The sequence below is a fragment of the Photobacterium ganghwense genome, assembly GCF_003025595.1.
GTDB lineage: Bacteria > Pseudomonadota > Gammaproteobacteria > Enterobacterales > Vibrionaceae > Photobacterium > Photobacterium ganghwense.
On the sequence record NZ_PYMI01000002.1, the window covers coordinates 208,606 to 233,326 of the forward strand.

Annotated in this window: 18 protein-coding genes and 1 pseudogene; 7 read left to right on the forward strand and 12 right to left on the reverse strand. The window is 51.4% G+C overall.

Annotation, left to right across the window (positions count from 1 at the left end):
- Positions 1 to 106 precede the first annotated feature (106 nt).
- Entirely contained in the window at positions 107 to 1,441 is a 1,335-nt protein-coding gene (locus C9I92_RS06795) for a sigma-54-dependent transcriptional regulator (protein ID WP_047884980.1), read from the reverse strand.
- Positions 1,438 to 3,264 carry a sensor histidine kinase gene (locus C9I92_RS06800; RefSeq protein ID WP_047884979.1) on the reverse strand — a complete coding sequence of 609 codons (1,827 nt, stop codon included), beginning with the start codon at positions 3,262 to 3,264 and terminating at the stop codon, positions 1,438 to 1,440. The genes C9I92_RS06795 and C9I92_RS06800 overlap by 4 nt, the downstream gene beginning before the upstream one ends.
- Before the next feature lie 168 nt (positions 3,265 to 3,432).
- Between C9I92_RS06800 and pdxH the strand changes: the two genes are divergently transcribed.
- Complete coding sequence (pdxH, locus tag C9I92_RS06805; protein WP_047884978.1) at positions 3,433 to 4,077, forward strand: pyridoxamine 5'-phosphate oxidase; 645 nt, start codon at positions 3,433 to 3,435, stop codon at positions 4,075 to 4,077.
- A 63-nt stretch (positions 4,078 to 4,140) separates the two neighbouring features.
- Here the strand turns inward: pdxH and C9I92_RS06810 are convergent, their stop codons facing one another.
- The 3 genes from C9I92_RS06810 to C9I92_RS06825 form a co-directional block, all read right to left on the reverse strand.
- The gene (locus C9I92_RS06810; RefSeq protein ID WP_047884977.1) at positions 4,141 to 4,311 is read right to left on the reverse strand and encodes a hypothetical protein; all 171 of its coding nucleotides are present in this window, start codon (positions 4,309 to 4,311) and stop codon (positions 4,141 to 4,143) included.
- A gap of 147 nt (positions 4,312 to 4,458) precedes the next feature.
- Entirely contained in the window at positions 4,459 to 5,169 is a 711-nt protein-coding gene (locus C9I92_RS06815; RefSeq protein ID WP_047884976.1) for a helix-turn-helix transcriptional regulator, read from the reverse strand.
- A 743-nt stretch (positions 5,170 to 5,912) separates the two neighbouring features.
- Complete coding sequence (locus tag C9I92_RS06825; protein WP_047884974.1) at positions 5,913 to 6,872, reverse strand: AEC family transporter; 960 nt, start codon at positions 6,870 to 6,872, stop codon at positions 5,913 to 5,915.
- A gap of 592 nt (positions 6,873 to 7,464) precedes the next feature.
- Between C9I92_RS06825 and C9I92_RS06835 the strand changes: the two genes are divergently transcribed.
- The 4 genes from C9I92_RS06835 to putP all read left to right on the forward strand — a co-directional run bounded on the left by C9I92_RS06835 (position 7,465) and on the right by putP (position 14,328).
- Positions 7,465 to 8,256 carry a helix-turn-helix domain-containing protein gene (locus C9I92_RS06835; protein ID WP_047884972.1) on the forward strand — a complete coding sequence of 264 codons (792 nt, stop codon included), beginning with the start codon at positions 7,465 to 7,467 and terminating at the stop codon, positions 8,254 to 8,256.
- A gap of 595 nt (positions 8,257 to 8,851) precedes the next feature.
- On the forward strand, positions 8,852 to 11,977 hold the full coding sequence (gene putA, locus C9I92_RS06840) for a bifunctional proline dehydrogenase/L-glutamate gamma-semialdehyde dehydrogenase PutA (protein ID WP_047884971.1): 3,126 nt from the start codon (positions 8,852 to 8,854) through the stop codon (positions 11,975 to 11,977).
- A gap of 28 nt (positions 11,978 to 12,005) precedes the next feature.
- A complete protein-coding gene (locus C9I92_RS06845) occupies positions 12,006 to 12,698 on the forward strand; it encodes an aldehyde dehydrogenase family protein (protein ID WP_047884970.1) in 693 nt (230 codons plus the stop codon).
- 133 nt (positions 12,699 to 12,831) lie between these two features.
- Complete coding sequence (gene putP, locus C9I92_RS06850; RefSeq protein WP_047884969.1) at positions 12,832 to 14,328, forward strand: sodium/proline symporter PutP; 1,497 nt, start codon at positions 12,832 to 12,834, stop codon at positions 14,326 to 14,328.
- A gap of 92 nt (positions 14,329 to 14,420) precedes the next feature.
- Here putP and C9I92_RS06855 read toward each other — a convergent pair whose 3' ends face one another.
- From C9I92_RS06855 to C9I92_RS06865, 3 genes and pseudogenes are all read right to left on the reverse strand, one after another.
- On the reverse strand, positions 14,421 to 15,791 hold the full coding sequence (locus tag C9I92_RS06855; RefSeq protein WP_047884968.1) for an L-serine ammonia-lyase: 1,371 nt from the start codon (positions 15,789 to 15,791) through the stop codon (positions 14,421 to 14,423).
- 282 nt (positions 15,792 to 16,073) lie between these two features.
- Positions 16,074 to 17,203: pseudogene (locus C9I92_RS06860) on the reverse strand (HlyD family secretion protein).
- The gene (locus C9I92_RS06865) at positions 17,203 to 17,616 is read right to left on the reverse strand and encodes a DUF3302 domain-containing protein (RefSeq protein WP_047884967.1); all 414 of its coding nucleotides are present in this window, start codon (positions 17,614 to 17,616) and stop codon (positions 17,203 to 17,205) included. Before C9I92_RS06865 ends, C9I92_RS06860 begins: the two are co-directional and overlap by 1 nt.
- Before the next feature lie 246 nt (positions 17,617 to 17,862).
- On the opposite strand from C9I92_RS06865, the gene C9I92_RS06870 reads away from it, so the two are divergent.
- Positions 17,863 to 19,227 (forward strand): tetratricopeptide repeat protein, encoded by a 1,365-nt coding sequence (locus C9I92_RS06870; protein WP_053061800.1) that lies wholly within the window; start codon positions 17,863 to 17,865, stop codon positions 19,225 to 19,227.
- Between the two features lie 199 nt (positions 19,228 to 19,426).
- On the opposite strand, the gene C9I92_RS06875 is transcribed toward C9I92_RS06870, so the two are convergent.
- From C9I92_RS06875 to C9I92_RS06890, 4 genes are all read right to left on the reverse strand, one after another.
- Positions 19,427 to 19,957 carry a hypothetical protein gene (locus tag C9I92_RS06875; RefSeq protein ID WP_146149669.1) on the reverse strand — a complete coding sequence of 177 codons (531 nt, stop codon included), beginning with the start codon at positions 19,955 to 19,957 and terminating at the stop codon, positions 19,427 to 19,429.
- Positions 19,958 to 20,195: 238 nt separating this feature from the next.
- Positions 20,196 to 20,747 carry a peptide deformylase gene (def, locus tag C9I92_RS06880; protein ID WP_047884966.1) on the reverse strand — a complete coding sequence of 184 codons (552 nt, stop codon included), beginning with the start codon at positions 20,745 to 20,747 and terminating at the stop codon, positions 20,196 to 20,198.
- Positions 20,748 to 20,982: 235 nt separating this feature from the next.
- A complete protein-coding gene (locus C9I92_RS06885; protein WP_047884965.1) occupies positions 20,983 to 22,542 on the reverse strand; it encodes a DHA2 family efflux MFS transporter permease subunit in 1,560 nt (519 codons plus the stop codon).
- Positions 22,543 to 22,544: 2 nt separating this feature from the next.
- Complete coding sequence (locus C9I92_RS06890; protein ID WP_047884964.1) at positions 22,545 to 23,627, reverse strand: HlyD family secretion protein; 1,083 nt, start codon at positions 23,625 to 23,627, stop codon at positions 22,545 to 22,547.
- 134 nt (positions 23,628 to 23,761) lie between these two features.
- On the opposite strand from C9I92_RS06890, the gene C9I92_RS06895 reads away from it, so the two are divergent.
- On the forward strand, positions 23,762 to 24,703 hold the full coding sequence (locus C9I92_RS06895; protein ID WP_047884963.1) for a LysR family transcriptional regulator: 942 nt from the start codon (positions 23,762 to 23,764) through the stop codon (positions 24,701 to 24,703).
- Positions 24,704 to 24,721: the final 18 nt, after the last annotated feature.

Genomic DNA, 24,721 nt, shown 5'->3' on the forward strand with positions numbered 1-24,721 from the left:
AGATAGAGTTGGAAACTTCTTGGCGAGTGATTAAAGCTGAATATGACTCGAAGGATTCTGCAACGTTACTGGCCTTTACAGCGCGCAACGCGCTGTTTGGCTGATTTCAGGAGACTTTAAATTCGTCTTTGTTTATCTCATATTTTTTGAGTTTGTCGTACAGCGTTTTACGTGCCAGGCCAAGTTCTGACTGAACGTCTTTCAGCCGCCCTTGATGACGGTGAAGTGCATCACACAGCAGTTTGCATTCAAAGTCTGCAACCCGGTCTGCCAGAGTGGGGACCTGCTGAGAGTGGGACGCTGCCGTAATGTCGCCATTCGCACCCAGACTGGCTTGTTTTCCCATTAAGGCGTAGCGCTCAGCAAAAGTGCGTAATTCACGAATATTGCCCGGCCAGTTGTACTGGGTTAATTCATGTTCCAGTTCATTATCCACCTGTGGCGGTTCAATTCCGAACCGACTGCAATCCGTTCGAAGAAAGTTTTTAAACAGCATGACAATATCTTCTCGTCGCTGGTGCAGCGGCGGGAGGGCGATGCCGACGAAACCAAGCTCATAATAGAGCGCTTTGACAAATGGAGAGGCATGTTGCAACTGCTGATTATCCAAAGCCGCGGATACAATGATACGGGGTGACTCAGGCGCTTTGGCTTCACGAATCGCTGTCAGGAGCGGTAGTTGCAATGCTGACGGTATCTGTTCGATGTGCTTGAGATACAGTGTACCGCCAGAGGCACGGTGAAAGGCGCTTGCCGCTGCCGTACCCGATAGGGTATCTGATTCATCGTTGGTGAGACCAAACAGCTCGTGGTGGAGTTGATGAGGATGTTCCGTCTGACAATTGATTGTAATAAAAGGGGAGTGCTGTCGGTTACTGTGATCATGGGTAAAGCGCGCGACCAGCGACTTCCCTGTGCCGTGCTGGCCATGGATAAACAGTGGTGTGGGATTCTGGGCCAGATGAGACAACACCCGACGCAGTTGCCGGATCATCGGCGAGGTGCCCAGTAATCGAGGCCCCGGACCACTCTGCACTTCCAGCTCACGGCGTAGCTCACGATTCTCGAGTACCAGTTGGCGTTTGTCAGCGGCCCGCTTTACCACATCAAGCAGGTGTTCGGTTGAGAATGGTTTCTCCAAAAAGTCATAGGCGCCGATTCGCATCGATTCGACGGCCATCGAAATATCACCGTGTCCGGTCAGCATGATAATGCTGAATTCCGGATCAATGGCCAGTGCCTGCTTGAGAAAGGTCAGCCCGTTGATCACCGGCATGTTGATATCTGTAATGATCACGCCCTGAAATTGGGTATCGAGCACGTCTAAAGCCGGTTTGGCGCCGGGAAATAACTGGACATCATAATCCTCCAGCTCCAGAGTTTGGCCTAGCGCATCACGGATGGCTTTGTCATCGTCGATAAAAATGACGGGAATGTTCATGAGGATCTCTCACTCGATAAAGGCAGAGTAATAATAAATTCAGCGCCGCCACCAGGATGATCTGTCACTGACAGTTCTCCCTGGCTGGCATGAAGAATGCGCTGGGAGATGGTCAGACCCAGTCCTAAGCCATCTGGCTTAGTGGTATAGAATGGGTTGAAAACTGATTGTTTCTGCTGATCCGATAAACCGGGACCGTTATCCCAGACATGGCAGGACAGGGTGTTCTGATAACAGGTAAAATCAACGCCTATCTGAGGCTCTGGGTGCTCTGCCAAAGCCTGCACGCTGTTTTGTAACAGGTTAACCAAGACTTGTTCAAATTGTACTGCATCAATGTCGACTGTCGTGTCGGCGTTCAACTCCCCGATCCGCAGCACGACCCCTTGCTTGATCAGGCTGGTGCGCAGCAAGGCGGCAGCCGCACGAACGGACTCATGGACATTGGTGTGGCGCGTGGCTGCCTGCGGGGAGGTCTTGCGGGCAAAAACTTTAAAACGGGCAATGATGTCGGCAACTAAACCATTGAGGCGAACAATTTCGTCCAGGTTTCCGGCGACAGCCTCAAAACGTTCTTTTGCTAACAATTTGCGGGAGTTTTCGGCATAGGTCCGCATGGCTGCCAGCGGCTGGTTAATTTCATGGTTGATGCTGGCAGACAGCTCGCCCAGCATCGCCAACTTGGCAGCTTGCATCAGTTCTGATTGCGTTTGTTTCAGCTCGGCCTGGCTGAGTTCGTACTGGCGCAGGGTTTGTTTGAGTTGCTGATTGGCATTTTGCAGGTTCTGGGTACGTTTGGTGACCGTCCGTTCCAGCTTGCTGTTCAGCTTCGCCAGATCACGGCGAGCACGGTAAGTCTGCCACCAAGCATGAAGGGCAAAGCACAGCAAAATATACAGCAGGATAAAAATCAGTAATTCTTGTCCTACCATCTGGCTGACCGCCGTCAATGGGGTGAAACCGTAAATGGTCCAGCCGGCTTTTGCCATCTCATGGCGAGCAAATGAAAACCGGGTCTGTTTGCCGCTGCCCGGAGCACTTATAACCGGGTAGCTTAGCTGATTGAATTCTGCCAGGGTAGAGGAATGGGTCAGTGGTGCCAGAGGAGCATTGCCGTACTGTCGTGAGGCAATCACTTGTTGCCGTACTTCCGGACTGAGGGCGGCCAGGCTGTGATACAGCCAGGTTGGTTCTGAGCTGTAAAACACAATGCCTCGTGCATCGGTGATCGCATACTCAATTTCTTCGTATTGCCAGATATCCTGAATCAGCGACAGATCAACTTTGATCGTCAGTACTCCCAGTACCGTATTTTCATAACGGACCGGCGCCGAAAAGAAGTAGCCGCGTTTTTCTGAACTGACCCCTAAGGCAAAATATTGCCCGTGTCGGCCTTGAAAGGCTTGCTGGAAATACGGACGGTAATGGTAATTTTGTCCGACAAATGATTGTTTCGCTTGCCAGTTGCTGGACGCCAGTGTCGTGCCATTGGGATCCATCAGATAAATTGTGTCAGCGCCTAGGGTGTTGCACCACTCCTGCAGCATCTGGCTGGTGACCTGAAATTGATTGGTTACCGGGTATCGTTCTGATACATCACTGAGAAGCGGCCCCAGTAAACGGGGATCATTGGCCAGTACTTGAGGCAAACGACTATAGCGTTTTAACTGTACGTCGATTTTGTTTCCCAGCTGGTCAACATTCGCGATCAGTTTCTGGTTGAGTTGTTGCTGAGCCTGATGATAGGTCAGTGAAGCAACGGCACCAGTACCGAGACAGCCGATCACGATTGCCAGCGTCAGGAACTTTCTTTTTATCGTCATATGTTCGTCAGCAGGAAAAGCAGAAGGCTAATGTAGCAAACTTTTGGCGTTGCTTCAGCGAGGTGGCTATCAGTTAAGCACCCTGCCGGATTGAGCTTGTGTTTCGCCAAGACAAAGCGCAAAATTTTAGCGTCAGTCGTACTTCACAGATAACTAGCGGAGATAACAATGGAATTGTCTGATATTCGTCGTGACTATACACGCGGTGGATTGCGCCGTCACGATTTACCTGAGCAGCCAGAAAAGCTGTTTGAAAAATGGCTGGACCAGGCGATAGCGGCCAATCTGACGGATCCGACTGCGATGACAATTGCGACGGTGGACGAACATGGCCAGCCGTATCAGCGAATTGTTCTGCTGAAGCATTACGATCAAGATGGTTTTGTTTTTTACACTAACCTGGGCAGCCGTAAAGCCAGCCATCTCGAGCACAACTCGCGTATCAGCCTGCATTTTCCATGGCACCCGCTGGAGCGTCAGGTACATATCACCGGCACTGCAACCAAGCTTTCCAAGATGGAAGTGATGAAATATTTCACGTCCCGTCCGAAAGAAAGCCAGATTGCGGCCTGGGCCAGTAAGCAGAGTTCACGTCTGACTGCCCGTCAGGCGCTGGAAAGCAAGTTTATGGAGCTGAAGCAGAAGTTCGCGCAAGGTGAAGTGCCGGTGCCAACCTTCTGGGGGGGATACCGGGTGAAAATTAACTCGATAGAATTCTGGCAAGGTGGCGCAAATCGTTTGCACGATCGCTTTATCTACACGCGCACGGCAACAGATAGCCAGGAGTGGACGATTGAGCGCTTGGCGCCGTAACACAGTATTTGTGTCATCTGAATAAAAAGAGCAGCTTCGGCTGCTCTTTTTTGTGTTCTGCGTTCAGGCCAGTTGCGGTTGGCTGGTAACGATGCTGATGCCTTCCGGATGGCGAAGTTTCAGCGCTTTCTCAGCGCTGGCAATGGACTCCACTTCATTATTTGCCTGAATATGGTATTTGCAAGGAATATTGAAGTGAGGGTGTACAACGTAAGTGATAGTGAACTGTTTCATACTGTTTCCGAGAATAACTGTGGCTTGCGGCCATGAATCAAATCTGAGCGGATTATAGGCAATGGCTATCGCTCAGATTTTGATCTGGAAACAGGGTTGGTACTGCAAAACCGCAATCTAAAGATCCGATCTTTTTCTATCTGGCGGTTACTCTTTCAGGATGACAGAAAGCTGGCGTTTGAGCATGCTTTCCGGAATATGTGAGCCGTAGCCGAGATCCAGGGCGATATCCAGCAGTTCATTTTTGGAGTTGGCGTTAAATTTCTCGCGCAGTCGCAGTACATAGTTTTCGACTGTTTTGACTGATACGCCAAGCACCTTACTGATGTACTGAGGTTTTTTGCCATAAAGCAACAAAAACAGCACTTCTGACTCGCGGGTGTTTAGGTTGAGCGGGCGATGGTTGAGATCCAGGTTAAAAGACGCTTGTTCTTTCGGATCCAGGCCGGCTGCGCGGCAAATCCAGTGCCCGACTTCCAGTACGGCGGTATCTTTCAGCTCGACACCAGAGAAAATCGTGCCAACGACGTCATTATTTTCATCTCGCCACGGGGTTTTAGTGAATAAATGTGCACGCCAGCTCCCGTCCGAGTAGGGATGAATATCCAGCACCCGCATTCTTTTGCCCGTTAAAATAACCTGGCTGTCCTGCTCGCGAAATGCTTCGGCACATTCCACCGTTGGGCTTGGCATATCAAAATCAGTGCGGCCAATACAATCTAAATGATGGTCGACCCCAATAATTTCCCCATATTCTGCATTTGCATAAACAAAAACAGAGTCTTTATCTTTACAGCCCCAGCATCCGGGGAGTTGATTAAATAAATGTAATAATGACGGGTCGACTTTATTTTTCACTTACGCAGCCTGAACCAAATAACGTTAAACCAAATACAAGAGGGAAGTGTAAAGGAATATGGCGGGGTTACAATATCCGGATGACGGTTAATTGGACATTAATGGAGAAAAACAAAAAAAAGCCGACCTATTTAGGTCGGCAAAGACAAGAGTTTGACTCCGAAGAGCACAATCCTGTACGACGTGTAGAAGAGGTATCCAATCAGATTCATAATCTTCGATATGAGGGTGTATATCAAAGCAAATCCGCTTGGCATGTATCCAAAGCTGGATACGGCTAACAGTAAACGCTGAATCCCGTTTGCTGCCTGCGGGACTAAATGTATCGCAGCGGGGCGCGTAGTTTAAGGGGGGAATTCACCTATTGACAATATTTTTACTTTGTGATTTGTTATTTTTGTCTGTGAAAGTTGACATTTCTTCACACTATTCGCGTATTTAACCCTCTTTCTTAAAATATCCTGTTAGTTTCATAGTTAATTGACAGGTTATTCAAATATACCGCATATCGGTGTTACATTTATTTTTAATCATAAAAGTGAAACAGGTCACATCGCGTATCGGGCATATAATGCGACTGCCCAGTTATGCATACATGTGATATGCCCGTTGTTTATTTGCTACCAATAATCAGAATTTATATTTCAGGTCAGGGCTTTATCGACGAGGTTTATTTTTCTTACCTGACATTTATCGCGAAGAAAAATAACTAAAATGGCTACCTTGCCGGGTAGCCAAATAATTTAGTCAATAAGCCGGAAAGTTTTTAGCAGGGTGATGCCAAGGCTACAGGTAAATAGTGAGCCTAACGTTGTGATGGCAATAATGTTGGCGGCCAGATTGGCATTTCCCCCCATGTTTCGTGCCATGACATAACTGGCTGCGGCTGTGGGGGCTGCACTCATCAAAAAGATAATACCCAGCTCCAGTTCTCTGAATCCGGCCCAATAGCCTGCCAGTGTGATCAGCAGGGGGGCGATAATCAGACGTCCGCTGCTGGCAAAGTGGGTCAGGGTTGAACTTTGTCGAAGCTGCTTGAAATCCAGACTGGCCCCGGTACACAACAAGGCAAGCGGCAAGGTCATATCAGCAAAATAACGGCCGGAATCGGTCAGGATTTGCGGAATGGGAATCGTAAACACGGAAAAGGGTAATGCCAGTACGATGCTGAGGATAAGCGGATTGGTGGTGATGGAACGTATCAGAAACCGGGTGCCCAGCTGTTGTTGTTGCGGGTTTGCCCGGCTGAGGGTGATGACCGCCAGAATGTTGTAGAGCACCGTAATGGCTGCCACATACAGTGAGCCAATTGCCAGGCCAGTTTCACCGAATGCGTTGCTGACATACGCCAGCCCGATAATTCCGGTGTTGGCGCGAAATGCGCCCTGCACTACGACACCAATATCACGACGTTCCTTGATCAGCTTTCCGGCGAGGCTTTCAAACAGCAGATAAATCAAAATGTTGGCCACAACCGCATACCCCAACAGATTGACATTGCCGATCTGGGCCAAATCGGCCTTGGCGACGCTTAGAAACAACATGGCTGGCAGGGTGATGGTAAAGACCAATTTGGAGCCGGTTTCGATAAACGGGTCTGTCAGAATCCCCCGGCGTTTAAGGAACACCCCCAGCCCGAGCATCAAGAAGATGGGCCCGGTAACGGAAAAAGAGTAGTGCAGCTGTGTGAAAAATTCGTTCATGAAACGGTATCCTTATTGTGAGCCCTATTTGTAGCACAATTAACATACACTGTGTAACAAGATCATCGGATCGGTAACCACTTGATCTTCATGGGAATGCATTGAGTCACTCGGCGTCGTTATCCATGTGACAAACGGACGCTAAGGTGTTGATAATAGATGGAACGATGATCAAGGCTGGCTAAATAACGGAGGGTGTTGGTTCAATTGGAACGATGATCAAGTACGATCCCGATCCATTTTTTCACACTGGCCCTGAAGCATGATCAAGGGAAACCCCATCATTGTGGCGGAGGTGTGGGTCTGGTTGGGCGGGCTTATCCTGATGATTCTCGGATCAATTTTCTATCTATATGATTTAAAATATTTAAATTCCATTTTTGGGGCGGAGAAAATGTATACACTTAACGTCGATTGCGAGGTGATGTGTGACCTCGATTAGGGAAATTTGTGTTGAAAATCAACAGAAGTGATTTGAAACGACATCCGCCGTAAATAATTGCTTCTTGATCATAGTTCCGCTGTTATCGTGGGGGGAGAAGGTATGGTATGATCTTTCTATGTCCTTACTACGGCCCTGCAACTTTTTAGCATGAGTGACAAGCTATATTCGGTGACCTACAAACCTTCCGAGATCATCAAGCTGCCGGAACAGATGGATCATCACAACCACGGTTATAACCAGGTCGTGATTGGGCTGTCCGGGCAAACGGAATTTGATATTGAAGGGGCGGGAAATCTGGTCTGCCCGGGGCAGGGCTGCCTGGTAGCGGCGGATTCGGAACACGCCTTTTCCGGTATCGGTAACAATGAAATTCTGGTGCTTAATGTTCCGGTCGAACAATCACAGGCTGTGTATACATCGAACAACCTGTCTCGCCTGTTTGAACAATCCGGTTATTTTCATCTGGATCGCCAGGCGCAAAACCTGATCCAGGTGCTGACTGCTGAGATGATTGCACACCCCGATGACTTACTGCTCAGCAAAGCGTGTACCGATACGTTGATGTGTGTCCTGCATCGGCACTTCAAACCGCTGAATGAGGAGCGTCATTTCTATCGCCTGAATATGGATATCATCGATCAGTACATTGTTCAGCATCTGACCCGGAAAATTTCCGTGTCTCAGCTTGCTGGTCTGGTGTTTCTGGGAGAAAGTCAGTTCCATTTCCTGTTTAAAGAACAAACCGGTATGACTCCGCACCAGTATGTACTGAAAAAACGTCTGGAATTGGCGCGTGAGCTGATTGAAGAATCCAAATTGAGTGTGGCGCAGGTTGCCCACAGTACCGGCTTTGCCAGCCAAAGCAGTTTTACCCAGTCATTTACCCGTCTGTTTGGTAAGCCTCCGGCACGTTATCGCAAAGATAATCAGGGCTATTGAGCCAGCGTTCCGCTGTTTGCCCACAAAATCTGTCTTCTTGTTTTTTTGTCTGGTTAAGTGTCGAGCTTTCAACCCTCTCACCTTCGTTTCTTGTGAACAACAGTGCGTTTACGACAATGCTTGCGGCCTCTCTCGGCACTGCCGTGTGAGTGGCTGAATCGTAAACGGCCACTGTCAAATCAGGCGTTGTTTCTGTAACAACTCAGCCTTGTTCAGAATGGCTGATGAAACCCGCTGTTAGCCTTCTTTTTACATTTTCCCGTCAGCGCACTGTACCCGTGTATGGCTTCTATCCTTCCGTGATCATCGTTCCACCTCTCTGGTCTGTTTCTGACCATCGTTAACTGGTGAGTTTGTGACCATTTTTATGCTACCGGTTAAGTAAAAATGCATCATTTCTAAAAATCCTGGGTCGATTTTTGTTAAAGGCCGGACTTTTTCTAAAAATTATCGGAGAATACAGCAAGACTCCAGGGTTGCCGGAAAATAAAATCTCCTCAACAGTAACACTGATGTAACATTTATCCTGGGGAAGGACATTCAGCCAACATATCTGCTGAGTTCTGGATCAGGTTCAATCATGAGGGAATCACTTATGTTCAATGCGGCAGAAGTACTTCAGCCTACTTTTATTGAGCGTCCATTAAGCGACTTGTGGTCGCTGATTTCACCGTTGTACGCGGTGGATGAGTCGCAATGGCTGAACCAGCTTATCCCGCTGGCAACACCGACCGAGCAAGAGCTGCAATACACAACGGAACAGGCTACGACCCTGATTGAGCGCGTTCGTGCCGATCAGAATGCGATCCAAATGATCGATGCGCTGCTGCTTGAATACAGTCTGGATACCAAAGAAGGGATCCTGCTGATGTGTCTGGCTGAGGCCCTGATGCGAATTCCGGATGCTGAAACTGCTGACGCGCTGATCCGCGACAAACTCAGTGTGGCAGATTGGAAATCGCACCTGAAGAACTCTGATTCGTTGTTTGTAAACGCTTCTACCTGGGGTCTGATGCTGACCGGTAAAGTCGTGACTATGGATGCCAAAGAAGACGGTACGCCAGGCCACGTGATTAACCGCTTGGTCAACAAAATGTCTGAGCCTGTGATTCGTCAGGCGATGAATCAGGCGATGAAGATCATGGGCCACCAGTTCGTGCTGGGCCGTACCATCGCCGAAGCGATGAAAAACGGTAAGACCAAGCGTGAGCAGGGCTTTACGTATTCCTTTGACATGCTGGGTGAAGCGGCGCTGACTGCCCAGGATGCGGATAAATATTTCAAAGACTACATCATGGCCGTCGAAGCCGTTGGCCGTGAAAATGACAAGAACAACTTCAGTCGTTCGCCGGATCCTACCGTGTCGATCAAGCTGTCTGCACTGCATCCACGCTATGACGTATCGAACGAAGCGCGTGTGCTGGATGAGATGTACGTGTCAGTGCTGTCGCTGCTAAAACGTGCACGCGAACTGAATGTCGGCATCACTATTGATGCGGAAGAAGCTGACCGTCTTGAGCTGTCGCTGAAGCTGTTTGAAAAACTGTACCGTTCTGATGTCGTTAAAGGCTGGGGACGTTTTGGCCTCGTGGTTCAGGCTTATTCCAAGCGTGCGCTGCCGGTGCTGACTTGGCTGGCTGCTCTGGCGAAAGAACAGGGTGATGTGATCCCGCTGCGTCTGGTAAAAGGCGCCTACTGGGACAGCGAACTCAAGCTTTCTCAGCAAAGTGGTTACGCCGGGTACCCGGTCTACACCCGCAAAGAATCAACGGATACCTCTTACCTCGCGTGTGCCCGCTTCCTGCTGTCGTCTCACCTGAAAGGGTTGATCTATCCGCAGTTTGCCAGCCATAACGCCCACACGGTATCGGCGATTGTCGCCATGTCTGGCGGTAACCGTAACTTTGAGTTCCAGCGTCTGCATGGGATGGGTGATGCGCTGTACAACCATGTGATGGCCATGCACGGCACCAACGTGCGTATCTACGCGCCGGTAGGCAGTCACAAAGACCTGCTGCCATACCTGGTTCGTCGTCTGTTGGAAAACGGGGCTAATAGTTCGTTCGTTCACCGTTTGGTGGATGCAAACTGCCCGGTTGAAACGCTGACTCAGCATCCGGTGGATGCGCTGCTGTCACGTCCATCACTGAACAACAGCCTGATTCCATTGCCGTCGGCGATTTTCGGAGAGTCACGTAAGAACTCTGCCGGGGTTAACATTGAGATTGAATCGGAATGGGCACCGTTTGCGGCGTCGGTTGCGAAGTTTGCTGAACATCAGTGGCAGGCCGGTCCGATTATCAACGGTGAAGTGCGTACCGAAACCAAACAGGGTTTCGACGTTAAAGCGCCGTACGATCGTCGTGAAGCGGTCGGGCACGTCGCTTTTGCTGATGCTGAGATTGCTGCTGAAGCTATTTCCGTGGCTGAGCAAGCGTATCCGGAATGGTCCACCCGTCCGGCCAGCGAGCGTGCAGTCTGCATCCAGCGCCTGGCTGACCTGCTGGAAGACAATCTGGGTGAACTGGTTGCTTTGTGTCATCGCGAAGCCGGTAAAACCATTCAGGACAGCATTGACGAAGTGCGCGAAGCCGTAGATTTCTGTCGTTACTATGCGGATCAGGCGTCTGTGAATTTCAGCCAGCCGAAAGCGGTAACGGGTTTTGATGGCAATGTGAAGCAAATCAGTTATCAGGGACGCGGTGTCTTCACCTGTATTAGCCCGTGGAACTTCCCGCTGGCCATTTTCCTGGGACAAGTATCTGCAGCACTGGTGGCCGGCAATACGGTTGTGGCTAAACCCGCAGAGCAAACGTCGCTGATTGCATTCCGTGCGATTGAGATGATGCTTGAAGCTGGGGTCCCGGCTGGTGCGGTTCAGCTGGTACCAGGACGTGGTCGTGAGGTGGGTGCTCCGCTGACATCCGATGTCCGCATCACTGGTGTGGCTTTTACCGGTTCGACTGAAACGGCTCAGGCGATTAACCGTAGCCTGGCGGCGCGTGACTGTGCACCGGTGCCGTTTATTGCTGAAACCGGTGGCCAGAATGCGATGATCGTCGACAGTACGGCCCTGCCAGAGCAGGTGGTACGTGATGTTGTGCGTTCATCCTTTGCTTCTGCCGGTCAGCGTTGTTCTGCCCTGCGTGTACTGTTCATTCAGCAGGATATTGCCGATCGTGTGATTAGCCTGATTAAAGGGGCTATGGCTGAGCTGTCTGTGGGTCGCCCGCAGTTGCACTCAACCGATGTCGGCCCGGTCATTGATCTGACTGCCCGCAATAAACTGATGACGCACATTCAGTCCCTGAAGAACCAAGCCAAGCTGGTTGCCCAGGCGAAGCTGGATGATAGCTGCCAGCACGGTGATTTCGTGGCGCCTACAGCGTTTGAAATTCCGTCTATTGATGTGCTGAAGAATGAGAACTTCGGACCAATCCTGCACATCGTTCGTTTTAAAGCCTCCGAACTTGATCAGGTCATTGACCAAATCAACAACACCGGCTTTGGCCTCACGATGGGGGTTCACAGCCGTAACGAACGTACCTACACCCATATTGAGCGTCGTGCCCGTGTGGGTAACTGCTACATCAACCGTGATCAGGTCGGTGCGGTAGTTGGCGTTCAGCCGTTCGGCGGACAGGGGCTGTCTGGTACAGGCCCGAAAGCAGGTGGTCCACACTATCTGTACCGCTTTACCAAAGATGTTGTTGAAGCCTGATGGCGGTCGAGAAATTTAAGGAGTGATCATGACTATTGCGACGTTAGTAAAAAACAGCTCGGCAGCTTGGGAAGGGTGGAACAACCTGGGGTTTGAAACCCGTATCGATATCCTGCGTCGCTGGACAGAGCAATTGCCGGCGGAAGGCCGCGCAATGGTGGAGTATCAGTGCCGTAATGCTGAGGAACATGTTGCTAAAACGGAACTGATGCCGGGGCCAACGGGGGAAACCAACGAGCTTTACTGTGCTGGCCGTGGTGTATTTGTGGTTACGGCTGACAATGATGCACCGCTGGTCGCGGTACTGGGTCAGTTGGCTACTGCGCTGCTGACCGGTAACACCGTACTGGCATGTTTCCCGGCGGGCTTTGCCCTGTCGGCTAAAGAAGTCGTCACACAGCTGGAACACTGCGGCTGTGTTGGTGGTGTTATCACTGCCATTGACAGTGACCAGCTGTCTGAGCTGGTCAGTCATCCGGCGGTAGCGGGCGTTGTGTACGCCGGTTCACCGTCAACCACTATGGTGCTTGCGCGCCAACTTGCTGCCCGTGACGGACAATTAGCGCAACTGATCAGTGAATCTGATTACGCGCAGTTGCCGGTGATTGGCAGTCCAACGTATTCACTGCGCTTTGTGACCGAGCGGACACGAACCATCAATATTACGGCAGTAGGCGGTAACGCGACTCTGCTGGAGTTGGGGAGCGGTGAAGAACATTAATCCATAACTGCTCAACGGGGTTTAGGGAAGGTTGTTTTTCTGACCCCCGTTGGTAACAGCAGTGTGCTGCACAACAGCAAATAAGCAAAAAGCCCCTGCTATGGACAGGGGCTCAAAGTGAGGGAACTCAATAATGATAGAAAATAGCTTCGCTATTACCGGCACGTTTATCGCGTACCTGATTGCCATGTTGCTCATCGGTTACGTGGCGTACAAACGTACCTCGAACTCCGCAGATTACTTCCTGGGTGGCCGTACACTGGGACCGTGGCCTGCGGCTCTGTCGGCAGGTGCATCAGATATGAGTGGGTGGCTGCTGCTGGGTCTTCCGGGTTATGCCTTTGCGGCGGGTCTGGAATCGCTGTGGCTGGCTGGTGGTCTTCTCCTGGGAACATATCTGAACTGGCTAATATGTGCGAAACGTCTGCGTACTTACAGTATTACGACGGAGAACGCATTGACGATGCCTGAGTTCCTGGCACGTCGCTTCGATGACAACTCCAAACTGATTCAAACCATCTCAGCGTTCTTTATTCTGATGTTCTTCCTTTTCTACACCAGTTCTGGTTTGGTTGCAGGTGGTAAATTGTTTGAGACCGTATTCGGTCTGGACTACTCGATTGCGGTTATTGTCGGTACAGTGTGTGTGGTGTCTTACACCCTGTTTGGTGGTTTCCTGGCGGTATCCTGGACTGACCTGGTGCAGGGGCTGCTGATGGCCGCGGCACTGATGATCGTACCCATTGCGGCTATGTCAGGTGGGCCAGTTGATCTGGCGGATTCGCTGTCAGCGAAAAACCCAGAACTGATGACGCTGTTTAATGACGTGAAAGGCCAGCCGTTGTCTGCCATTGCGATTATCTCGCTGGCAGCATGGGGTCTGGGCTACTTCGGTCAGCCGCATATCCTGGCGCGTTTTAAAGCGACACGCAGCAATGCCGATATCAGTACGGCGCGTCGTATTGCGGTGGGCTGGACGGCTCTGTCAATGGCCGGTGCGATTCTGGTTGGCCTAGTAGGTATTCTGTATGTTGATAACCAACTGGCAGGCAGCCTGGATGACGGCGAGCGTATCTTTATGCTGCTGGTTAACTCAATTTTCCACCCTGTGATGGCGGGTATCCTGCTGGCCGCGATTCTGGCGGCAATCATGAGTACAGCGGATTCGCAACTGCTGGTATCGTCATCGGCGCTGGCAGAAGACTTCTACAAACAAGTTTTCCGTCCAGACGCGTCGTCTGATGAGATCGTTATGGTTGGTCGGGTTGCGGTTATCGTACTGTCTATCATTGCCCTGGTACTGGCGATGAACCCGGACAGCACAGTGCTGGGTCTGGTGTCTTATGCCTGGGCTGGCTTCGGTGCGGCATTTGGTCCTGCATTGCTGATTAGCCTGTTCTGGAAAGACATGAACCGTCATGGTGCTCTGGCTGGTATCATTACCGGTGCCCTGACGGTGGTGATCTGGAAACAGCTGAGCGGTGGTATTTTTGACCTGTATGAAATCGTCCCTGGTTTCATCCTGGCGAGTGTGGCTATCGTTGCTTTCAGTAAAGCAACCGGCGGTGCACCGCAGAAAGTCAAAGCCCAGTTCGACACTTACGAAAAGAATCTGGTGGAATTTAAGTAATTCGGCCTGAGGGTAATACAAAGAAGCCACTGCATTTGCAGTGGCTTTTTTTATGTGCTGTTTTTGTTCGGGGACGATTGATATGAGGCCGATTATTCACAAGGTGGAGCCAGGTGGATCATTGCCAGTCCGCCCAATGACGTTTCCCGGTATTTCTTGTTCATGTCTTTCCCGGTCTGGTACATCGTCTCAATGACTTTGTCGAGGGAAATCCGAGACTTGCTGTTGCGTTTCAGAGCCATGCGCGAGGCGTTAATGGCTTTGACAGCACCCATGGCATTTCGCTCAATGCAGGGGATTTGCACGAGTCCGCCAATCGGGTCGCAAGTCATGCCCAGCGAATGCTCCATCGCAATTTCTGCCGCCATGCAGATTTGCTCGTTACTGCCGCCACGAATGGCCGTCAGGCCGGCAGCCGCCATAGACGATGACACGCCGATTTCGCCCTGACACCCAACCTCAGCACCGGAAATTGAGGCATTCATTTTATAGAGCATTCCGATGGCGGCTGAGACGGCGAGAAACTCCCGCAGTTGTTTCAGTTCAAGTTCACAAATAAACTGGTTGTAGTACATCAGGACTGCCGGGATCACCCCCGCCGCCCCATTGGTCGGTGAAGTTACAACCTGGCCACCCGCCGCGTTTTCTTCGCTGACGGCAAATGCAAACAGGTTTACCCAGTCAAGGACCGTCATCGGGTCATTATCAATGCCCTGACTTGAGACCAGTTTTTTCAGCAATGCGGGGGCTCGCCGCACCACATGCAATCCTCCTTCCAGCACGCCTTCTGTTTCAAACCCTTGTTCCATGCAGTTGGTCATGACCTCCCAGACCTGCAGGGTTTTGGCATCAAATGCCTGCTGAGTGCGAAAGGCCAGCTCATTGCGCTGAATCATGGCCCCCAGGCTGATCCCTTCTTTCTCGCTGAGGGTCAGTAAATCATCCGCACTGTGGAATGGATAGGGCACCTTAACCTGGCTGCTGCTGATGCCGTTTTGCAGTTCGTCGGCGGTTGCGATAAATCCTCCGCCGATAGAGTAATAGGTTTCCAGCAGGATTTGCTCACCAGCCGCGTTAAACGCGGTGATCGTCATGCCGTTCTCATGCAGCGGCAGATTTTCCTGATGAAAAAGCAAATCGATTTGCTCATCAAAGGGCACGGTGTGTTGTCCGGCGAGAGAGAGGCTTCGCGTTGTTCTGGCATCACTGAGTGCCTGACTGGCCGTTGCAATGTCGATGGTATCCGGCTGATTACCCATCAACCCTAACATCGTGGCCCTGTCGGTGTGGTGCCCTCTGCCGGTGAGTGACAATGAACCGTACAGATTCACCTGTACCCGGCTGATAACATCCAATAACGGAAGGGCTTTCTGGCTGAAATCAAAGCCGGCCAGCATAGGCCCGTTGGTGTGTGAACTGGAGGGACCAACCCCCACTTTGAAAATATCGAAAATTGACAGCATGCTTCATTCCCTGCCTGTCCGAATCATCATCGAACGTAATTACATCTTGATAAATAAAGCATATACGCCGCTTCGCCGGTTGGTGCAGAAAAGCAGTAAATTGTGCGTTCAGGCAGGTTGCCGGCGGATAAATGGCTGACAAACAGGAGAGAGCCAAACCCAACATGAGTCACTGAAATTTGTGTCATCGAACGAGGCAAGAATGAAAGGAGGGAGAAACAGGCACCAAACGGAGGGAGTGTTCGGTGCCAGAATCAGTAGCAGGCGCATGCCCAGCTCGGATCAGTGATCAAGGAACAGGTAGTTTTGCCAACTCTTCATGCGTATCAGCACTTTTCGCATGATGGAAACATGTTCGAAACTGTCGGAATACACCGCAATCTCGACGTTTGCTCCCTGCGGCAGATGATAGGAGGATATGTCATCCGTGATGATCAGCTTAACCAGAGGTCGTCCCTGATTGAGCAGACGATCGCTGCCATACAGCACGCCGGATGCCTGGATTTGGCTTTCGCCGATAGCAGGCAGCACCTCGACCACTTCACCCTGGAACGTTTGCCCCGGCAGTGCCCGGAAAATGAAATCCGCTTTGAAGCCCGGCCGCAGGCGCATCAGGGAATTCTGCCGGAAAGCCCCGACGAAGTACTGGTCTTCTTTGTGAATAAAGGTCATCACCGGGCGCAGCGGAAGGGGGACAGCCATCATTCCGGGGCGCAACGCTACCTGCGTGACATAGCCGTCAGTCGGAGCCCGGACCACCGTTTCGGCCAGGTTAAACTCAGCTTGTATCAGTTGGGCACGGACTTTGGCGATACTGGTATTTTCTCCCATAATTTCGGATTCATACGCCAGCTTAGCCCGGCGCTCTTCCGCCCGTGCCGCGTCAAGCGTTGCTTCGGCGCTGAGAAAGAACTGGCGCCGGTTATCCACTTCCGCGGCGGTAAAGGCACCACGTTTGAAGCCTTTTTCATAGCGCTTGAACTGCTCGTAGGTGCGATCCCGCTCTGCGATCGCTTTGGCGGTTGTGGCTTGGGCAGCTTTAAATGAAGCCTCCAACCCTAATACATTCTGCTTGGCTTCAGCCAGTGCTGCTCGTTGCAGGTTCACTTCGGCCTGATAGGTAGTGGCATCGATTTTGAAAAGAATATCGCCCTTGTGGATCAGGGTGTTGGGAGTTACCGGCACTTCTGTCACCTTGCCTGTAACGACCGGGACGATGGGGTCGTAACAAAAAACTGCCCGCCAAGATTGGTATGCGGATGGTTGTAGTTCATTAGCAGAATCAAGGTACCTATCAGCAGGATGCCACCCAAGGCGGCAGTGGGGACGGTCCATTTGTTGAGTGGAATCTTGAAGATTTTAAAAATCGCCACACAAAGCGCGACGTATGACAGGATGAGTAATAAATCCATTAGCGCTCATCTCCCTGTTGTGGTTTCTGTGGTCGTGGCGGTGGATTACCAGAACTGGCCGAAGGGGAATGATGGGCGTGGCGGTGCTCCAGCTCCGTTAGTTTCTCGCTCAGTTGCTCCACTTTTTGGCTGAGCTGCAGGACTTCATGATGCAGCTCGTTTTGTTCATTCTGAATCTGGGTGAAACCCCATCCCCGGTCCTCTCGCCACAGCGTGGCCCAAATCCACAAAAACGGCCACAGGACATGAAGGGTGAACAGGCTGACCCAGCCTGCATAATGGATCGCATCCTGATGCGGATGATTACGTTTCTTGGCGATTTCATACGGAATATCGTGAATCGCGATAATGCCGTAGAAGAGTACAAACGCCACAAAAAACAGCATACCCAGGGCAAAATAGTCGAGAAACATCCTTGCTCCTTATAATCAGAGTGATAGGTGAGGATGATGTTTAAGTCATAGACGCATTGCGTAATATTTAGCGCTTCATTTAATTTAGCACTCAATCCTGTGGGTAGTTGATTTAGCTGCAATTAATCGTCAGTCTCAGAGAGAGGGCAATAGGCACAGAACCCGGAAATTTCCTCCAGTTTTGTTCACATTGGCCGATAAACGGACTAATAACTTAAATATCAAGAAAAGTGCAGTTGAGGGACTATGGATAACCTTCTGATTGGCCTGAGTGTGGCTGGCGGGCTGCTTGGGTGGGTGATCTACCGGTACTTTGTGGCCAAAGAGAATGATAAAAAAGCGGCCATTGAGAAACGGCTTAAAGAGGAAAAATACCGTCTGGTGTTGGAAAAAGCCAGGCTGGCGGAACGTGAAGAAAAAATCTTTAAGGCGCAGACCGGTCATGTGCCTAGCCAGTTGTCGCTGGCCAAGGAATACGAACTCACCAATATTCGCGAGGCATTGCAGTGGTACACCAAAGCGGCGTTGCTGGACAATGATATAGCGCAGAACGCGCTGGCGAGACTGTGTAGCAGCGACAGTAACGATCCCCAGGGGGAAGCGAAGTCGGCGTATTGGACACAAGTGGTCAAAGCCAAACACAATGATCCGATCGCCAAATTTGAGCTGGGCAGTTTCCAGCTACGTGGCTACGGTACGGATGTTGATGAAGACGCCGGAATAGCGAACATAACTGCTGCCGCTGAAAGTGATTACTTACCTGCGATGTTGTTACTTGGAGACTGGTACCTGGCTGATACCACATCCCAAAAGAAACCTGAGGAAGCATTTCTCTGGCGGTTGCGTGCGGCGCTGCTGGGGGATAAAAAAGCCTGTATCAAAACGGCTTATTGCTACCAGGCTGGTATTGCTGTCGCGAAAAACCGGCTGCGGGCGGTGTACTGGCTGGAACGAGCGGCTGAGCAGGGGGATACCGAAGCGCAGTATCTGGTGGCTAAAATGTTGGGAGAAGGCGGGGAAACCGATAAAGCGGTTGCTTACATCTGGCTGTCTCTCGCCTATGCCGGAGGTAATCGCGACGCCAAAGTTTTGCGCGATACCGTGGTGCAGTACATCGGTGTTGACGCGATTGTCGGGGTGCAGAATGTGGCAAATACCATATATCGGGTAATGCGCCAGGGAAATGTAAAACCACATGGCATTATTAACTTGCTGGATCAGGTGTATGGCCGGGAGGGATATCGCCCGGATGAAGAAAACCTGGCAAGGCTGGCTGCCGGCGATTTAAGCAGTGAGCAGGCTGTGGAGCCGGACGACTCTGGTTTGGTGAAAGCAGAAACAACGACAGGCGGAGGTGAATACGCCGGTGCTACGAAAGCTGAAGTAAATAAAAACGATGCCATAGATAAATCTGGGCCAATCGCGGATCCCCACAGTACGGAACTACATCGTCAGGAAAAGCAAGATAAACCCGGTAAGCGAACACATACTTCAAATAGTCAGTCATCAACGGCTAACTGGGACAGCAACTGGTCAGGTTGGCAGACCGAACAAGGCGATAGCTTTGCGGTACCTGACGTTACATCGCCCCGTAAACCTGAGCAGGATTAAGCGTCTCGTCTGTTTTTATCATTTGTTTATCTCTTACTCTTTCGCAAAAAACGGCCGCGCAGGCAGTTTTTTGTTTTGATCGTAAGTGATTTGAGCCTAGGTATTTTGATTTCAGGTGACTTGCTCTCAGATGCTTGAATTTCATTCAGGTGCTTTAATCTCAGATGCTTTAATCTCAGGTGCTTTGAGTGTCGGTGTGTTACGGTTCCAACAACGTGACTCGCTCACGGACGGCCTGATAAATCGCCTCCCCATTACCCAGCGCATTGCGCAAGTCCACATCCCGCTCTTCAAATTGTCTGCGGCGCGTCGTCTGTGTCTGCTGTTGTGACGGGTATTCGGAGCCTGAGGCGGTTTGGTTGCGGCCTCTACAATGGAAATAAATGTCATTGAGAATGCCGGGATCGAATTTATTGACGATATGCACCCGCTCCCGAATGAGGCGAGGAAACTGGCTGATGGTGATATCAACAAACTTATCGTCTACTTCGACCCAGACATGACTAAGGATTTCCGGGTAGTCAGCCAGATCATTGCGACACCAGATGATTTTAGGATTGTAGCCTTGCTCACGCAGGTAAAGCGCCAGCATGTTGTTTGCCAGATCGCAGGATCCTAAAGGGAAGGCGTTCAGTTCTGGCCAGCGTGGTTCATGGCAGAGCCGGTGTGATTGGGTATCTATGATAGCCGTTAGTGCATTTCGGAATACATGTACATGATAATTCAGCAATTGTCCCTCCTGCCTGGTAAAACAGTCTCTCCTGTAAAGTGATGACGTTAAATGCGTCTGTTGTGAGTATAGGCAAAGTGCTCTTTGGCTGCCGTCTGACGTCGTGATTCAGAGGGCAGTGTGAACCGACCCATGTTCGAGCCGGTAATGACCGAGGATTGACGGAAGCAGGGGGGTGTTTGATGCTTACGACGGTTGCACTAGATGAAAGGCGCCCGCGAAAGTTTTGCTGCTTGGTTCACGCCTTCTGCATCAGTTTTAGGAATTCAGCTTCTGTGGCATAGTCAGCTTTGTCGGCGCGGTCGAGAAAAACAATGCCGTTCAAGTGATCCAATTCATGCTGGAAGATACGGGCGATAAAGCCTTCCATTCGGGTGCTGACCTCTTCGCCAGTGAGGGTGAGGTAGCGCACCTCGATAGACGTGTGGCGGTTAACCCTGGCCCGCATTCCCGGAATACTCAGGCAACCTTCCCAGTCTTTTTCCATGTCATCGCTTGTCCAGATAAGTTCGGGATTTAGCATCAGCGTCGGTGACATCAGTGGCGCATACGGATAACGGGCGTTCGGACGGGAGGCCACGATAAAGGCCCGGACCGATTCACTGACCTGAGGGGCGGCAATGCCGACGCCGTTGTGGGCCAACATTTTTTGCTCTAATGCCTTAAAAAAAGGAGCCATGTCTCGATACTGGGCGGTGCTTAATGCGCGAGCATGTTCTCGCAGAATCGGGTTACCCAGCTGCGCAATGGTCAGAGATGGTGGGTGTGGAGAATACGTCGTTGTGTCCATGATTCTTGTCCTTTGTCCGGCGACCGGTTTCAGCAGATCAGCTTGTGTTTCTGATGGCTCTTCGCGGAATCATATAGCTTAATAATAATTCGCCTTGATGCAAACAGGGAGCCGGAGCTCCCTGTGAATCAGGTCTAACTTTGCCCTTACGCGGCACTGACTCCCTTACATTGTTGGCGTGTTTTTCCTGTGCCCACCCCTGCAGTAGGTAACCAAGCTGGGTAGTGTGGTTTCGCTAGTCTTTCATGCAAAAAATAATCGCAGCGGCCAAGGCCAGGAACGCGGTCATCATCAGGAATACGTCGTTATAGGCCATAATCGTGGCATCACGCTGCATGGCAGCGGCCAGCGCCGACTGCGCCTGCATCAGGGCCGTACCGCCGTCACTGCCGGTTCGGACAAAAAACTCACTTTGCTGCAACAGCTGTTGCCAAGCATTGGTGCTGACCGCAGGCAGTGACTCTTTGATGTGCGCGAGATGTTCGCGGGCTTTGTTGTCCAGCAGGGTCGCAATAAACGCAATACTGAACGCGCCACCCAGATTACGCATGACATTGGTCAGCGTTGAGGCGTCAGGAGTGTCGGCCTTGCTGATGTTTTTCATCGCAACCAGTGACAATGGTACCATAATGAACGGACTGCCTACGGCGCGAAGCAACATTGACAGGATCAATTGATCGCCGCCGAAATCAGCACTCATGTGAGTGTTGACGTAGCAGCTCAGGCCATACATGGCGAAGCCAAAAGTGACCAGATTCTTGGGTTTGATGACGCGAGTCAGTTTGGGCACAATCGGGAAAAAGATCAGCTGGGGGAAGCCCATCCACATCAGCACCTTGCCGATTTCCATGGCGTTGTATTGCTGAATCTGCGTCAGGTACAACGGCAGGACATAAATGGATCCAAACAGTGCCATGCCAAGGATCAGGTAGGCCAGGCATGACATCGCAAATTGCCCCTGCCGGAGCAGGCGCAGGTTCACCAGCGGTTGCTTGTGCTGTAACTCATTGATCACGAAATAGACCAGACTAACCGCAGCGATGATGCTCAGAGTGACAATAAAACCGGAGCTGAACCATTCTTCCCGATTTCCTTCTTCAAGCATCACTTCCAAACAGCCGAGCCCAAGCCCCATGGTCAGAATCCCGATCCAGTCTGCTTTGAGCAGGGTGCTGAGGTTCAGTGGCTCCTGATCCAGCCCGTACCGTATCATGCTGATCACTAGAATGGCCGGCGGAATATTGATGTAAAAAATGTAATGCCAGGACAGATTTTCCGTCAGCCAGCCACCGAACGTCGGGCCGACTGCCGGCGCAAAGGTGGCGGTGATGCCAAACAGGGCCATCCCGACGGCCCGTTTATGGATGGGCAGCAACTGGACCACCAGTGAAAATGCCAGCGGGATCAGGGCACCGCCACTGAACCCCTGCATCGCCCGAAAGGTGATCATCGAGCCCAGATTCCATGACATGGAACAGAGGAAAGATGACAGGGTAAAGATCGCAGTCGTCCAGGTGAGGTAGCGTCGTTTACCCAGAGAGCGAGAGAGCCAGCCACTGAGCGGGATCGCAATCATTTCCGCCACCAGATAGGACGTCGAGATCCACGAACTTTCATCCAGGGTAGCAGAAAGCGCCCCCTGAATGTCTTTCAGTGAGGAGTTGGTGATCTGGATATCCAGAATCGCCATAAATGCCCCAAGTAGCCCGCCGAACAACGCGATCCAGTGACGACGGGGCACTGATGTGCTGGTGGATGTAGCCAGGCTGTCAGGGGCGACAGTAACGGCACTCATGGTCAGCCTCGGGTATCAACGGTGGCAACAACAGACAGCCCCGGGATTAGCCGGCCTGTCAGCGCTTTTTGATTCGGGATGGTGATTTTGACCGGCACCCGCTGAACAATTTTGGTGAAGTTGCCGGTCGCATTCTCCGGCGGCAACAAAGCAAATTTGGCGCCAGTAGCCGGAGAAAAACTGTCGACAACCCCTTCCAGGGGCTGATTCGGAAAGGCATCCAGCTCAATGGTGACTTTCTGCCCCTGATGAATACCGTTGAGCTGAGTTTCCTTGAAGTTAGCCTCAATCCAGATATCGGAGGTAGGCACCAGACTCAGCAGCGGCATGCCTGGCTGGACATACAGGCCGACCCGTAGGCTGCGTTTGCCGACAATACCGTCTACCGGGGCATAAACCTTGGTGTAATCCAGATCCAATTGTGCCCTTTCAACCTGGGCGCGGGCTTCGGTGACGGCGGCTTTAGCTTGGTTGATTTGGCTGGCCAGAACGGTGAGCTGATCACTTTCGGCCTGATAGCCGGCTTTTTCTTCGTTGAGCTCTGCCCGGGTCACTTTTTCATGTGCCAGCATGCTGTCGAGTTCATCTTGCGACGAGTAGTGGCGTTCAAGCAGGCTGCGGGTGCGGGAAACCTGTTGCTGGGCGCGCTCGAATTCGGCCTGCGCGGAGGCAACTTTGCTGGCGGCCTGACGGATTTTCGTATGCTGTAGCTGCTGTTGTGCCAGCAGGTTGTCCACGGCCGCCTGCGTGACCGCCAGATTGGCGGTGGCCTTATCGAGTGCCGCGACATAATCACGATCATCTATGGTGGCCAGCAGCGCCCCGGCTTTAACCTGCTGGTTGTCTGCAACCAGAGAGCGGGTGATGTAGCCGGTGACTTTCGGACTGAGTGTCGTGATGTCTCCCTGAAGATAGGCATTATCGGTGGACTCAAAATACTGCCCGTAGCCCAGCCAGTAACCGCCCCCGGCAGCGCCGAGCGCCAGCATAACGAGGGTCGCGATCAGCGGTGCTTTCTTTTTCTTTGATCGTGCCGCTGTGGGCAGGGCGGAAGTGTTGTTCGCGATGGCGGATTGGTCTGCCATTGATACCTCATTGATATAGAACGTGGTTAAGCATAAAAGTGTTACAAAGTGTAAACGAATTGATTGGTTGGTAAGATAAGAAGAAAGGGAAACACTGTTGCAGGAATCTGAATAATCACTATGGCGAGACCAATATGGATCTGAACAGCGTCGCAATTTTTGCCCAGGTCGTGGAAGGCGGGAGCTTCACCCAGGCCGCCGATATGCTGGATCTCACTAAATCTACCGTCAGTCGAAAAGTGGCGGATCTTGAGCAACACCTTGGCGTACGTCTGATCACGCGGTCGACCCGTAGCTTGGTGTTGACCCCGGAAGGTGAACGTTTTTATCAGTCATGCGTGCAAATGCTTGAAATTATGAGTCAGGCTGAGCTGGAAGTGACCGCGAATCAGGATTTGATCCGTGGCCGGCTTAACGTCGTGATGCCGGTTGAACTGGGTCATCAGGTGATGGGGCAGTTTATCAATGATTTTATTAAGCTCTATCCCAATGTACTGGTTCATCTCGAGCTGACAAACCGGGAAGTGGATATCATCGGTGAGGGGATTGACCTGTATGCCCAGGTCGGCGAAATGGATGACTCCACTCTGGTTTCTCGGCAGCTGACTGAATCGGTGAGGGTTTTGGCGGCCAGCCCGGCTTATCTGGAGCAATACGGTCAAATTCAGACTCCGGCTGATCTCAAGCCGCCGCACCATCAGGTGAAGGTGTATAACAAAGCTGTGAAGCTGCCAAATTGGCACCTGATGGAAGACAACGGCAATACCATTATCATCGACTTACCCTATAAGCTGCGGGTGAACACGATTACGTCATCACTGAGTGCTTGTCTGGACGGGTTAGGAGTGGCGATTTTGCCGGAATTCATCTGCCGTGAGCACTTCGCATCCGGTAAGCTGGTGTGTCTGCTGCCCGATTGGAATATGCCTGCTGTCCCAGTCAGTCTTGTTTACCCGCAGCGTAAACTGTTGCCCAAACGGCTGCGGGTGTTCATTGACTATCTGATCGAGCGTTTTGAACAGCGTGATAAAGAGATCGGGACGGCGGCGTATTTACAATGTAAATCTATGCCGTGACGGAGCACTGAGACACGG

Excerpts from the sequence above, each read along its gene's own strand:
- C9I92_RS06795 (WP_047884980.1), bottom strand. The coding sequence starts at position 1,441 with ATGAACATTCCCGTCATTTTTATCGACGATGACAAAGCCATCCGTGAT.
- C9I92_RS06800 (WP_047884979.1), bottom strand. The coding sequence starts at position 3,264 with ATGACGATAAAAAGAAAGTTCCTGACGCTGGCAATCGTGATCGGCTGT.
- pdxH (WP_047884978.1), top strand. The coding sequence starts at position 3,433 with ATGGAATTGTCTGATATTCGTCGTGACTATACACGCGGTGGATTGCGC.
- C9I92_RS06810 (WP_047884977.1), bottom strand. The coding sequence starts at position 4,311 with ATGAAACAGTTCACTATCACTTACGTTGTACACCCTCACTTCAATATT.
- C9I92_RS06825 (WP_047884974.1), bottom strand. The coding sequence starts at position 6,872 with ATGAACGAATTTTTCACACAGCTGCACTACTCTTTTTCCGTTACCGGG.
- C9I92_RS06835 (WP_047884972.1), top strand. The coding sequence starts at position 7,465 with ATGAGTGACAAGCTATATTCGGTGACCTACAAACCTTCCGAGATCATC.
- putA (WP_047884971.1), top strand. The coding sequence starts at position 8,852 with ATGTTCAATGCGGCAGAAGTACTTCAGCCTACTTTTATTGAGCGTCCA.
- C9I92_RS06845 (WP_047884970.1), top strand. The coding sequence starts at position 12,006 with ATGACTATTGCGACGTTAGTAAAAAACAGCTCGGCAGCTTGGGAAGGG.
- putP (WP_047884969.1), top strand. The coding sequence starts at position 12,832 with ATGATAGAAAATAGCTTCGCTATTACCGGCACGTTTATCGCGTACCTG.
- C9I92_RS06855 (WP_047884968.1), bottom strand. The coding sequence starts at position 15,791 with ATGCTGTCAATTTTCGATATTTTCAAAGTGGGGGTTGGTCCCTCCAGT.
- C9I92_RS06865 (WP_047884967.1), bottom strand. The coding sequence starts at position 17,616 with ATGTTTCTCGACTATTTTGCCCTGGGTATGCTGTTTTTTGTGGCGTTT.
- C9I92_RS06870 (WP_053061800.1), top strand. The coding sequence starts at position 17,863 with ATGGATAACCTTCTGATTGGCCTGAGTGTGGCTGGCGGGCTGCTTGGG.
- def (WP_047884966.1), bottom strand. The coding sequence starts at position 20,747 with ATGGACACAACGACGTATTCTCCACACCCACCATCTCTGACCATTGCG.
- C9I92_RS06885 (WP_047884965.1), bottom strand. The coding sequence starts at position 22,542 with ATGAGTGCCGTTACTGTCGCCCCTGACAGCCTGGCTACATCCACCAGC.
- C9I92_RS06890 (WP_047884964.1), bottom strand. The coding sequence starts at position 23,627 with ATGGCAGACCAATCCGCCATCGCGAACAACACTTCCGCCCTGCCCACA.
- C9I92_RS06895 (WP_047884963.1), top strand. The coding sequence starts at position 23,762 with ATGGATCTGAACAGCGTCGCAATTTTTGCCCAGGTCGTGGAAGGCGGG.